Raw genomic sequence first — 12,002 nt, 5'->3', positions numbered from 1 at the left:
TGCAGCAGGCGTTCAAAAAATGAAAGCAGCAGCAGTCGAAATCGCTAGCAACCAAACTGGCATCACCAACGGCGATTGTAGCGCGTTGATGTCTGAAGTAGCTGGTTACTTCGATCGTGCCGCAGCAGCAGTAGCTTAATCCAGGGGATAGGGAATAGGGAATAGGGTATGAGTAAGCTTAGGATTGTTTAACACTCCTAATATCAGCCGCTATTCACTATTCACTATCATCCACTGTCCACTGAAATCAAACCATTTAAAAAATAAGTAAAGAGTCATGAAAACTCCATTAACCGAAGCAGTAGCTACCGCCGATTCTCAGGGTCGCTTTTTGAGCAGCACCGAATTCCAAGTAGCATTCGGTCGTTTTCGTCAAGCTGGTGCTAGCTTGGCAGCAGCTAAAGGCTTAACCGCAAATGCTGAATCCTTAGCTAACGGTGCAGCTAACGCTGTGTACCAAAAATTCCCCTACACCACCACCATGCAAGGCCCTAACTTTGCAGCAACTTCGGTTGGTAAAGCTAAGTGTGTACGTGACATCGGTTATTACCTCCGCATGGTCACTTATTGCCTAGTTGTCGGTGGAACTGGCCCAATGGATGACTACCTCTTAGGTGGTTTGGCAGAAATCAACAAGACTTTCGACTTATCCCCAAGCTGGTACATCGAAGCTCTCAAGTACATTAAATCTAACCACGGTTTATCTGGCGATGCGGCTGTTGAAGCTAATTCTTACCTAGATTATGCCATCAACGCATTGAGCTAGATCGTGCGATCGACGCATTAAGCTAGAACCTCAGGTTCGACACCCTAAGTTATTTCCATCCGTTAGCAATTGCGTTGACCGATGAGGAAATAACTTAGGGAATTTTTTTGGCTATTTGTCACGGTAAAATAGGGGAAGTAATACTGTCTAGCGATCGATCTATGTTCACTATCTAATATCCCCTTTCCCCTTCTTCCCTAAAACCTAAAACCTAAAGCCTATCCCCTAGCCCCTATTCCCTGGCTCCGCACCATTATGACCGATCCTGACACACTTAAAATCTTACTTGCGGCGATCGCGACAGCAGATTCGGCTGCTAAGATGACAACGGCTGTAGAAAACTTAGCCCAGGCACGTCTAGCAGCGGCAGTACCCAATTTAATTACAGTTTTGGGGTATAACAATCCTGGGGCAGCCGTAGCAGCCGTAGAAGGGCTGATCGCGATCGGTAAGCCTGCGGTCAAACCCTTGCTGGAGTTATTAGATGGTTATAATTATGGAGCCAGGGCTTGGGCACTGAGGGCACTAGCTGGCATCGGCGATCCGCAAGCCTTGGATCTGCTCCTCGATGCAGCCAAAAATGACTTCGCACTTAGCGTCAGACGTGCGGCTGCCAGAGGGTTAGGAACGATTGATTGGGATGAATTGCCACACGAGCAAATTGCACCCGCACAGGCACGAGTTATCGAAGTGTTGGTAATTGGGTCGCAAGACCATGAGTGGGTGGTCAGATATGCCGCGATTACCGGATTACAGGAACTCGCGATCTCTAGTATTGTCTCGGCTCCTGACATTACCCAGCAAATTTTGGCACATTTCGATCGATTGGTAGATACCGACGACAGTCTAGCTGTTATCGCCCGCATTTGGCTAGCGCAAAAAGAGATCCAAACAGCTATTAACGAGATTTTGACTCAGCAACCAACTCTAGAGTCAACGATTGCCATTGATTGGCAATCAACATTAGCAAAACTCTATGCCCGCAAACGCCAAGAGCAACCCCATCCCGAAGGCGATCCACACAAATTTCGGGAGGTAGCAGCAGCAATTTTTAGAGGTGAGTAATTAATAGGCTCACATTTTACATTAAAACGTAGTTACTAGTGTTTTAGTGAATAGTGGATAGTGGATAGTAATTAACGTCAGTTAAAGTACCCTTTGCGATCGAAAAAATCACCATAAAGGTTCCTTATTCTTCGCTGGACTTTTACCCTGGGTTGGGAGATCGGATGCGGTTAGTTTGAATGAATATTGAATCGGTCGATCGCTATCAGAAACTAAGACAAACTCATGATAGCCGCTACGAGTAGTTTTACCAGACCAATTTTTAGATGGGGAGTCGGTTAACAGTGCTGGCAGTTTAGATGTAGGCGGATAAATCGATAGTTTGGTGGCTGAATTGGTTTGGAGATCGATCGCGATATCTTGTCCGCGTACTAAACTAGCAATATAGGCTTTACCATCGCCCGGTTGCAGCATACCCCTGACTGTGCCGCTAGTACCGCCAATTGGAAAGACAATTTCAGCAGTGGCTTGTTTGGTGGCAATTGCACTAACACGATCGAACATTGTTGCCTGATAAATTTGACCGATCGGTGTATTTAAAAACCGATTGAGTCTCAGTCCTAATTTATCGGCTGAGTAGTCGGTAATCGATCGATATTTAGCATTTGTCAGATCGATTAGGGTGCGTTTACTCAGATGTAATTTATTGATTTGAGATTCCCAACTCGATCGATCTGCGGCTGTATAAGTCCCAATTTTTTTAACGGCATCGCTACTAAGTTGTTTATCTAATTTATCGCCCAATTCACTAGCGATTGTATCTAGCTGAGATTTGGCTTGACTGTCGCTAGTGTTATTTGCCTGAGTTTTAGCGTACACCTGTTTGACGGCATCGCCATACGCTTGAGTATTTACACCTTTAGCAGTTAAGGATGCTGGGATCGTCGGGGAAATCGCAGCGGTGCTGGGGGTTGGATCGCTCGTGGTGCTGGTTTGACTGGGTGCGGATACTGGCGCGATCGAGCTACTTGGACGAGGTGATTCCGGTCGCTTGGAAATCAGGCTAGCAAACAACCAGCCCAATCCGATCGCGCCGACGACTGCGGCAAGTGCCAGCCAAGTTTTGCCGATAATTGCCACGAGGGAAAATTTGGGTTTGGTGGATAATGTCGGTCGGATGGCTTGCGGCTGTTTTGGAGTAGCGATGACTGTGGGTATCTCAGATTGAGGTTTTTGCCCCTGAGGGGTCTGGGTAGCTGCTGACTGCGCGGTAACTATAGTAGGCTTAGAAAATTCTATTTGTTCCGATCGCAGAGCTGTGAGGATATCCTGGGCAGATTCAAAGCGATCGTTGGGGCGGAGTTGGAGCATTCGATCGAGAATACTACCCAATTTGGGGCTGAGACTAATCCGATCGCGCCAGTTCCAGGTAAAATTTTGGGGGTCGATTAGCTCTGGTGGTTCTTTGCCAGTGAGTAAGACTAAAGATGTCGCCGCCAATGCGTATAAGTCGCTGTGAGGGAAGACTACACCCCGTTGCATTTGCTCGTTGGGCGCATAGCCAATTTTACCCAATCGCGTCGATACCTCGCTAGGCCCAATATTGCTAGGCATACATTGGGTGGCAGCATTTACAGCCACTTGTTTGACACCGCCAAAGTCGATCAATACTGGCAAGCCATCGCTAGCGCGGGAGATTAAATTATCGGGAGAAATATCTCGGTGAATGACTCCCAGCGAATGAATGTAGCTCAGTACTGGTAATATTTGGGTTAGAAATGCGGTAATCTCGTCTTCGGTAAATGTTTGACCCCGTGCGATTTTCTGGCGAAGCAGTTGCTGATAGTTTTCGCCAGCGACATAATCTTGAACTAAAAATAATAACCCCACTCCCCCACGATTGACGCGAAACATTTCCCTAAACATCGGGATTTGAGGATGTTGCATTTGGTACATCACTCCTGCTTCCCGCTCGAATAATTGCTGGGCTTTAGTAAGCAGAGCCGTACCATGCACTTGCGGCGCAAATTCTTTAAGCACGCATGGCTCGTTAAAGCGATTGACATCCTCGCACAAGTAAGTTCGCCCGAATCCACCTTGACCGATTTCTTTGGTAATCAGATACCGATCTCCAAGTAATATCCCTGCTGTCATCGCACTATTGACAGGGGCGGCGAGCGCACTGCCACAGGATTGACAAAAGCGGTTGCTGTCAGGGTTATCGTGTCCGTTAGGGCAGAATATGGTCATTGGGGACGGGGGGACTAGGGGACAAAGGAGCGAAAAGTGCGTTCTTGGGGCGCGAGCTTTTGGGGGGAAGCTTCCCCCCAAAACGTCGCTTGTTCCCCCAAGTGAAGCACCTTTTCAAGAGAGACGGGGGGACTGGGGGACAAAGGAGACGGGAGGATCGTTCCAAAATCCATCCACTATTCACTATCCACTATTCACCATTCACTAGAGCCTAGAGCCTATCCCCTAAATCTGCAAATAGTTTATCGAGTTGGGGGACTAATTCATTATCTAGATATGCTTGAGTTTGCTGCTGAATTTGGCGTAACGATCGCTCGATCGATTCATTAACGACATCTAATAGTCGATCGCAGGAAACAGCGTATTTTAATTGAGTGGGTTTTTCGCCATCATTATTCCGGTCGAACAGCCCTGTCGGACGCACGCAAACTTCACTGTAAATTAATTCTTGTTTGGGATTGAATCTTTCACCCATGCTCACAAAGTAAAACCGATCGACGATCTTTAATTTCAATTGCTCTGTTTGGATGAAACTATTGACATACTCGGTGCTAATGATTTTTCTAACCTTCGCTAGGGGCTGAATCCGATCGCCGATCGTTTGTTGCAACTGACTCAAACACAGATCGACTCGTTCGACTGTCATTTGTTTCTCAGTCTTTAATTGAACTTTAATTTCAGCTTCAATATAATTTAAGACTGACTCGATAAATACTTCAGCATCTTTTTTAAAATCAAATTGCAGCACGCCAGTCGAACTAAATTCTAATTTAGATTTAAACCAATGAACTGGGTGTCGAGGCGGGAAGCCCCGTTCGTCTTCCATATTTTCAATATGAGCGGTCATCACTCGTTGTAGAAATGGCATTCTTTCCTGTTCTTTCAATAACAGAAATTGCCGAAACGATTTGCTCGATCGATCGCGAATTTCCTGTAGATCGATTTCGATATTCGCATTTAAAGCCCGTTCTAATCGATCGATATCTGCCATACTCTGCGATCGCAAAGCAACCAGATCGACCGCTGCGGCTAAATCGGCGGGGGATTTATCTTCGACAGCGTTCACATTAATAATTTTACTACTATCCATAAAGGTTGCCTCTTGAATCTTAAAATCTAGACATAGTTCTCACCAATTCAGGTGGCAGTTTTGGAATTAACCCAAATTGCTCCCTACCATAATACCAGCGACTCAAGTCGCGGCAACAGTACCAAGTCTACCGACGCAGACCGAGCAAAGAGTCACAAATATTTTAGTCTTTATTTTAGCCTAATCTCTTCCTCAAGTTAGTAAACAATCGATCGACCGACTCTAAATTTTTTTGCCCTGGAGAGACTTCTACACCGCTAGAAAGGTCGATGCCATCGGGTTGGAGTTGGCTTAATGCCGTGCAAACATTATCGGGAGTCAAGCCGCCAGCCAACAGCCACGGGATAGTCGGTTTAAATGCCAATAACTGTTGCCAATCGAGCGTTTGTCCCGTACCGCCAAGTGCATCAGGATGATAGGCATCGAGTAATAACACATCGACAAATAAGCTATATGACTGAATTACGGCGAGATCGCTGCTACTTTTTACCCGCCATGCTTTGATAATTTCGGTATTTGGAAGAACTTGGCGCAGTTGTTGACAAAATTCGACAGATTCCGTACCGTGCAGTTGAACGGTATGAAGATTTGCCAACGCGACGACATGGGCGATAGTAGCTACCGAAAAATCGGCAAACACACCAACTGTATTCGCCACTGTAGCTAACTCCGAGACGATCGGCACCAGTTGAGTTAGATTTAAATAACGGGGCGAATTGGGGACGCAAATAAAGCCCAAATCGGTTGCTCCCAAATTTGCGATCGCAGTTCCTTGTTCGATAGTGGTAATTCCACAAATTTTAATCCGCATCATATTATTCTATCTGCCAAGATTTGTTAATTATTAGCACAGGTTATCTGACGTGGGGGTCGATCGACTTAATAATTGCCATATTAAACTGCGATCGAGAGCCTAAAATTTTGTTAAATAATTTAATATTTGCCGCTATCCCTCACACCGAACCGTGGGGGCTGAATACCTTTTTGGTGATGATTATTTGTAACACTGCGGCGATCGCGATCGTAGCAGCTATCCCCCAGCAAAACTCAAGAACCACACCAAATTCACCCACTGGCTTAGGTAAATTCGACTTACCCACACTAATCGCCGCTATGAGTTTCGGGCACATCCTAGGAGTTGGCTTCTCACTCGGACTCACCAATCTGGGGATTATTTAATTGAGTTAGGGGATCGGGAATAGGGGATCGGGGATCGGGAATAGGAAAATAATACAGCTTCTTACTCCTTACTTCCCGTCCCCGTCCCCCCATCCAAATACTACGTACCAGGTAAATCGCGCAGTCGCTGAGTTAAGTGCGATCGATCTGCGAGTACCGTTAATAATGGGCCATGCGTGCTAAATTCAACGATACTCACACTACTAACTGGCATTCCCAATCGATAGCGGAATCGTCCCGCATCGATACCTAGCAGACTGCACAACAAGATCCGAATCGTTGCTTTGTGGGAGACTACCAAAACATTCCCAGTGGGGTGTTGCTGGCTGATTTCTTCAACTACAGCTAGCGCGCGGGCGGCGATTGCCATTGCCGATTCGCCACCTGTCGGCGGATTCCAACCCGGATCTGCCAGCCAGCGGAGATAGTCATCATGGTACTCGCGATCGACTGCCCCGACATCTTTACCTTCCCAGGCACCATAATTAATCTCTTGCAATCCCTCTCGCAGTTCTAATTTCATTTTCAGCGCATCAGCCAAGGGTTCTGCGGTCAGAATTGCGCGTTCTTTCGGGCTACAATAAATGGCTTCCCAAGGAGTTTTGGCATAGGCATCGGCAAATAATTTTGCCATTTCTTCGCCATCAGCAGTCAGAGCCGGATCGATCGATCCACAAAATAAGTTACCGCGACTAGATGCTGTTTGTCCGTGACGGAGAAAGTAGAGATTTAGAGTCATATTGTTAGGATGTGGTGAAGTGGATGAAAAATAGACATTCCCCAGCAAGGCTATTCGTTCCGACTCATCCGAGTGGAACCCTAATGACATACTCTCATGTGGTAGTTCAGTTTCCATCTTACTCTCGTTGGCGTTCGCGTTGGCGTAGCCTGCCGGAGGCACAGCGTCTGCCTGCGCAGAAGCCTCTCCCCCGGAGAATCGAAAACTCTGCTAAGATGGAGAGCAGGGGCAAGCTAAATATTTAGCTTGCCCTTATGCTTCTTGGAATAATAAATTACCAGGAGTGGGTCGAAACCCACTTTTTTTGTTGCTTTAGACTTAAACGCCGGATTTGATGGCAGTAATCTCCCGATCCGAGCAAACGATCGATCGCTCATCAGTACGACAACAATCGTCAGGCATGAATCGAGACTGAAATCGATCGCTATCAATTTACAACCATTACCCTTAATAGCCACTAGTTTCTGTTGCTTGCTAAATGTATGGCTCATCCGCTCATTCCTCAAATTACCGATCTCGCTACCCCAATCGCCACGGAATTGGGACTAGAAGTAGTTGCCATCATGCTTCATACTCACGAACGTCCGCCATCGCTGCGGGTAGATATCCGCAATCCTAATGCTGATACCGGATTGCAAGATTGCGAACGGATGAGTCGCGCTCTCGAAGCTGCGCTCGATGCCTCCGAGATCGTGCCCTTTGCCTATGCATTAGAAGTTTCTAGCCCTGGTACTAGTAGAGAATTAACCACAGATCGAGAGTTTAATGCTTTTGGCGGCTTTGGAGTATCGATTACCGCCAACGCACCTGTCAACGGCAAAACCGAGTGGCAAGGACAACTAATTCGGCGAGATGATACGACTATTTATCTCAGCCAAAAAGGACGCACGATCGAAATCCCCAGAGTCGCAGTCGCGAAGGTTTCCTTAGACGATAACCCCGAAGTGTAATTTTATTATTTATTTTCGTAGCAGCAACGATCGATCCTTTAATTAGCTATCGATCGGCTTGATTTTTTACTATTAATCCCATCAAAATATATGCCAAAAGCTAAACAACCTAAAAAATCTAACGTTAGTTTGCCTCAACTCAGAAGTATGATTGAGGAAATTAGTCGCGATCGTAACTTACCGACTTCGGCAGTACAAACAGCTCTGCGAGAGGCTTTACTCAAAGGTTACGAACGCTATCGGCGATCGCAGCACTTAGACCAAATGCAGTTTGAAGAAGACCACTTCGATAATTTTGATGTCTTTTTAAACTTAGATGAAGAGGCTTTTCAAGTAGTCGCTACTAAAACGATCGTTATCGAAGTTACCGACGAAGACAAAGAGATTTCGATCGATGATGTTAAAAATAGTTTGCAACAAGAATCGCTCGAAGAAGTTAGCGAAGAAAAGCTCCAAGAACTGATTGGCGACTCTGTAGTCTTAGACGTTACCCCCGAACGCGAAGACTTTGGACGAATGGCAGCAATTCAAGCCAAACAAGTCCTCGCTCAAAAGCTTCGGGATCAGCAGCGCAGAATCATTCAAGAAGAATTCGAGCAATTTGAAGGTACGGCTTTAATCGGAAAAGTCCTCAGATTCGAGCGTCAGTCAGTCATCTTATCAGTCAATAGCAGCCTCGGACAGCCAGATGTCGAAGCTGAATTGCCCCAAAAAGAACAACTACCTAACGATAATTACCGGATCGGACGTACCTTCAAAGTCTTCCTCAAGAAAGTCCGGGAAGGCTCTCAGCGCGGCCCCCAACTGCTCGTCTCTCGCGGTGCGGCAGGATTAGTCGTCGAACTATTTGCCAACGAAGTCCCCGAAATTGAAGAAGAACTCGTCAGAATCGTCGCTGTGGCGCGTGAAGCCAGTCCGCCATCGCGGCACGTCGGCCCCCGCACTAAAATCGCTGTAGACACCTTAGAAGGCGACGTAGACCCCGTAGGCGCGTGTATCGGAGCCAGAGGTTCGCGAATTCAAGTAGTGGTTGGCGAACTGCAAGGCGAGAAAATCGATGTAATTCGGTGGTCGCCCGATCCTTCGACATATATCTCTAACGCTCTCAGTCCCGCCCGTATCGATGAGGTGCGATTGGTAAATCCCGACGGTCGTCAAGCACACGTATTAGTCCCAGAAGATCAATTAAGTTTAGCCATCGGTAAAGAAGGGCAGAATGTCCGGTTAGCAGCCCGATTGACTGGTTGGAAAATCGATATCAAAGATGTCAATAAGTACGACCCCGTTGCGGCAATGGCTGAAGTCGAATCTCAACGCCAATATGATTCGGAATACCAATCTCGCTATCAACCCGATTATCAAGATGCTGGTTATGCAGATGAAAATTATTAATTAGTGGATAGTGCAACTTGATGGGGCACAATATTTATGACTAAGATCCCCGACTTCTCGAAGAAGTCGGGGATCTGTTATGTCGCACTGTGAAGAGTTCTGTGAGTCACCCGATGGAAATTACCAGCCATCACTTAACACTTAAATTGTAATTAGTAATGAACGAATCGAACAGCCGCGATTCAGCACAAGTCGAAAAAATTAAAGCAGCTAAAAACGAGCGTCGTTGCGTCAGTTGTCGTAAAATTGCACCTAAACATGAATTTTGGCGGATAGTAAAATGCCATCCTTCTAAAAAAATTGCGATCGATCTCAGTAATATTTTAATGCAAGGACGTTCGGCTTATTTATGTCCGACAGATAGCTGTTTGCAATCGGCAAAAAAAAAGAATCGCCTGAGTAAATCGCTCAAAGCAACAGTTACCGACGAAATTTATCAGCAGTTACAATTACTTATTACTTCCCGTTCCGAACTTACAGACTAGTCTTTTCTTTCTTCTCTCTGCGCCCTCTGTCTCGTTGGCGGAGCCTCTCTGAAAGAGAATCGCTTGTAAACCGTCGGGGAACAGAGGCGTGCGCAAATCGCTGCGTCTCTGCGGTTAAAAAAAAGATCTCTTTACAACTGCGGACACGGAGCGGTACTAATTGCCGCTGTAGGACATTGCAATGCCAAGCATGGCTGAGTGTAATCCTTATCTAACTCTGGAGTAAGTGGCATTTTTCCAAAGATCATCTGACAACTGAGATCCTCAAAATTAGGTGTCATGGTTAGCGGGATACCAAACTTTTGGGTAAAAAAATCTTGGGTAGGGACTTTGCACATATTTACGCACATACCCACACAGCCACTATCGGCTAGATAGCGACATTTTTTAATCTGTACGGCAGAAGGTTGTATTCTCACCGTTCCATCTGGTAAATCAATCTCGGCTGTGGCTACTTCACAAGAGCCTACCAACCACTCAAACATCTGAGCGGCAAACCAAGCATTAAGTACGCACACCAGTCGCGTAGGGGCAAAAAATGTCCTAATTGCCCACAGTATGGGTGCGGGTACTAAAGATTGCAATACCTTCGCAACGACAACTTGCTGCTGTTGGGGATTGCGTCCGCGCATAATTTGTTTCGATAAATCTACAAAGCCTGCATAGCCGCTAATTTGGGTACTTGCGCCGAGTGCCTGCGACATTTTATGCGAAAATAACCAGATAAATAGCCGATCGAGTCGGTTATCATTGTATTCATCTTTGGTAATTGGTGAGGCTAAAGGCTGCATAGCTGAGTTGGAGTTCGATCGTGAGCAGTTACGTCTGTTTGATTTTAATCGGTTGCTGGAGATCTGAGACAAAAAAGCTGGGCACTGCCCAGCTTTAATGAAGTTGATTGAGGTTGTAGCGATTACATTAATCCCAAGAAATGTAGCGTGCCTTGCCCGGTGACTAATTCGGTAACAAGTGCGGCAACGAATCCAATCATTGCCAACCGTCCGTTTAACAGTTCTGCGGAAGGAGTAAAACCGAATTGTGCTTCTTCTTTTTTAGCTTGCATGATTTTGACTCCAGTATGGATGAATATTTATGACTGCGTATGAAAAATGAACGTAACGAATAGATTTGCGAACGACGAGTCTTTAGGAATATTCGTAGCTAAAGTTACATTAATCCCAAGAAGTGTAAGGTACCTTGTCCGGTAACTAGTTCGGTAACAAGCGCGGCGACGAAACCGATCATTGCCAATCTTCCGTTCAATAGTTCTGCCGAAGGTACGAAACCAACTTTTGGCTCTTCTTTCTTAGCTTGCATGGGTTTAATCCTGGTCGTGTAAAGATTTGTATCTGTCTATATGAACTAATGTAACGAATAAATTTACAAATGGCAAGTCTTTTAAAAAATTTGTTAGTCCCTGAGCAATAACTCGTGTCTCCATGTGAGAGCGATTACCTTGCGTCGGCGCAGCCCCCAACTGCCAGAGAATGCCCATCAGGGCTTAAAATATACACGACAGGCGGATCAGTCGCAATTTCTCCAACATCACACATCATGAACCGTTCCGGACAACTCGATCGCTACTACCAGCAAATCCAGTCGATTATCCTCAGCCGTCAAAATCCGATTACGGGGTTATTCCCGGCGAGTACGGCAATTACGGCGCATGGAGACTATACCGATGCGTGGGTGCGGGATAATGTCTACACGATTTTAGCTGTGTGGGGGCTGGCTTTGGCTTATCGGAAGGTGGATGCACAACCGGGGCGATTGTTTGAGCTAGAGCAGAGCGTCATTAAGTTGATGCGAGGGCTGTTATTTTGTATGCTGCGGCAAGCCGATAAGGTGGAACGGTTCAAGCAGACGCAATCGCCATTAGATGCCCTTCATGCCAAGTACAGCACCCATACAGGGGACGTGGTGGTGGGTGATGATGAGTGGGGACATTTACAATTAGATGCCACTTCGCTATTTATTTTGATCTTGGCACAGATGACGGCATCGGGGTTACCTGCGATTTATACGCTCGATGAGGTGAATTTTGTCCAAAATTTGGTCTATTATATCGGACGTACCTATCGGACTCCCGATTTTGGACTGTGGGAACGGGGGGATAAAATCAATCATGGCAGTGTCGAGTTAAACG

At 46.2% G+C, this 12,002-nt stretch carries 15 protein-coding genes and 1 pseudogene; 8 read left to right on the top strand and 8 right to left on the bottom strand.

The features are described 5' to 3' along the window. The 3 genes and pseudogenes from Q0R35_RS14185 to Q0R35_RS14175 form a co-directional block, all read left to right on the top strand. Positions 1–139: pseudogene (locus Q0R35_RS14185) on the top strand (phycocyanin subunit beta); the annotation flags it as partial. Between the two features lie 138 nt (positions 140–277). Next, a complete protein-coding gene (gene cpcA / locus Q0R35_RS14180; protein ID WP_295619476.1) occupies positions 278–766 on the top strand; it encodes a phycocyanin subunit alpha in 489 nt (162 codons plus the stop codon). Positions 767–1,021: 255 nt separating this feature from the next. Further along, a complete protein-coding gene (locus Q0R35_RS14175) occupies positions 1,022–1,831 on the top strand; it encodes a HEAT repeat domain-containing protein (RefSeq protein WP_295619473.1) in 810 nt (269 codons plus the stop codon). A gap of 108 nt (positions 1,832–1,939) precedes the next feature. Here Q0R35_RS14175 and Q0R35_RS14170 read toward each other — a convergent pair whose 3' ends face one another. The 3 genes from Q0R35_RS14170 to Q0R35_RS14160 form a co-directional block, all read right to left on the bottom strand. Beyond that, the gene (locus tag Q0R35_RS14170; RefSeq protein WP_295619469.1) at positions 1,940–4,021 is read right to left on the bottom strand and encodes a protein kinase; all 2,082 of its coding nucleotides are present in this window, start codon (positions 4,019–4,021) and stop codon (positions 1,940–1,942) included. 211 nt (positions 4,022–4,232) lie between these two features. Continuing rightward, positions 4,233–5,111, bottom strand: a complete 879-nt coding sequence (locus Q0R35_RS14165; protein ID WP_295619466.1) for a hypothetical protein — start codon at positions 5,109–5,111, stop codon at positions 4,233–4,235. 175 nt (positions 5,112–5,286) lie between these two features. Next, complete coding sequence (locus Q0R35_RS14160) at positions 5,287–5,922, bottom strand: phosphoribosylanthranilate isomerase (RefSeq protein WP_295619479.1); 636 nt, start codon at positions 5,920–5,922, stop codon at positions 5,287–5,289. A 23-nt stretch (positions 5,923–5,945) separates the two neighbouring features. Between Q0R35_RS14160 and psaK the strand changes: the two genes are divergently transcribed. Next, positions 5,946–6,290 carry a photosystem I reaction center subunit PsaK gene (psaK, locus tag Q0R35_RS14155; RefSeq protein WP_295619463.1) on the top strand — a complete coding sequence of 115 codons (345 nt, stop codon included), beginning with the start codon at positions 5,946–5,948 and terminating at the stop codon, positions 6,288–6,290. Between the two features lie 100 nt (positions 6,291–6,390). Here psaK and Q0R35_RS14150 read toward each other — a convergent pair whose 3' ends face one another. Together Q0R35_RS14150 and Q0R35_RS14145 are read right to left on the bottom strand one after the other, a co-directional pair. Beyond that, entirely contained in the window at positions 6,391–7,029 is a 639-nt protein-coding gene (locus Q0R35_RS14150; RefSeq protein WP_295619460.1) for a histidine phosphatase family protein, read from the bottom strand. Between the two features lie 233 nt (positions 7,030–7,262). Next, a complete protein-coding gene (locus Q0R35_RS14145; protein ID WP_295619457.1) occupies positions 7,263–7,520 on the bottom strand; it encodes a hypothetical protein in 258 nt (85 codons plus the stop codon). Here Q0R35_RS14145 and rimP point away from each other — a divergent pair. From rimP to Q0R35_RS14130, 3 genes are all read left to right on the top strand, one after another. After that, positions 7,512–7,979 carry a ribosome maturation factor RimP gene (gene rimP, locus Q0R35_RS14140; protein ID WP_295619453.1) on the top strand — a complete coding sequence of 156 codons (468 nt, stop codon included), beginning with the start codon at positions 7,512–7,514 and terminating at the stop codon, positions 7,977–7,979. The two genes, Q0R35_RS14145 and rimP, sit on opposite strands and share 9 nt — an antisense overlap. 90 nt (positions 7,980–8,069) lie before the next feature. Further along, positions 8,070–9,371, top strand: coding sequence for a transcription termination factor NusA (nusA, locus tag Q0R35_RS14135; RefSeq protein WP_295619450.1), 1,302 nt, complete (start codon positions 8,070–8,072; stop codon positions 9,369–9,371). A 158-nt stretch (positions 9,372–9,529) separates the two neighbouring features. Then, complete coding sequence (locus Q0R35_RS14130; protein WP_295619447.1) at positions 9,530–9,856, top strand: YlxR family protein; 327 nt, start codon at positions 9,530–9,532, stop codon at positions 9,854–9,856. 131 nt (positions 9,857–9,987) lie between these two features. On the opposite strand, the gene Q0R35_RS14125 is transcribed toward Q0R35_RS14130, so the two are convergent. The 3 genes from Q0R35_RS14125 to Q0R35_RS14115 form a co-directional block, all read right to left on the bottom strand. After that, positions 9,988–10,647 carry a DUF4033 domain-containing protein gene (locus Q0R35_RS14125; protein ID WP_295619444.1) on the bottom strand — a complete coding sequence of 220 codons (660 nt, stop codon included), beginning with the start codon at positions 10,645–10,647 and terminating at the stop codon, positions 9,988–9,990. Between the two features lie 122 nt (positions 10,648–10,769). Then, positions 10,770–10,919 carry a chlorophyll a/b-binding protein gene (locus tag Q0R35_RS14120; protein WP_295619441.1) on the bottom strand — a complete coding sequence of 50 codons (150 nt, stop codon included), beginning with the start codon at positions 10,917–10,919 and terminating at the stop codon, positions 10,770–10,772. A 104-nt stretch (positions 10,920–11,023) separates the two neighbouring features. Beyond that, positions 11,024–11,173 (bottom strand): chlorophyll a/b-binding protein, encoded by a 150-nt coding sequence (locus Q0R35_RS14115; protein WP_295619437.1) that lies wholly within the window; start codon positions 11,171–11,173, stop codon positions 11,024–11,026. A 237-nt stretch (positions 11,174–11,410) separates the two neighbouring features. Here Q0R35_RS14115 and Q0R35_RS14110 point away from each other — a divergent pair. Then, positions 11,411–12,002 (top strand): glycoside hydrolase family 15 protein (locus Q0R35_RS14110; protein ID WP_295619435.1); only part of this gene is annotated, 592 nt, incomplete at its 3' end.

The organism is Chamaesiphon sp. GL140_3_metabinner_50, from assembly GCF_025361915.1.
Taxonomy (GTDB): domain Bacteria; phylum Cyanobacteriota; class Cyanobacteriia; order Cyanobacteriales; family Chamaesiphonaceae; genus Chamaesiphon.
The sequence above is the reverse complement of the archived record's forward strand: the minus strand, read 5'-3'. Positions and strand labels throughout refer to the sequence as shown.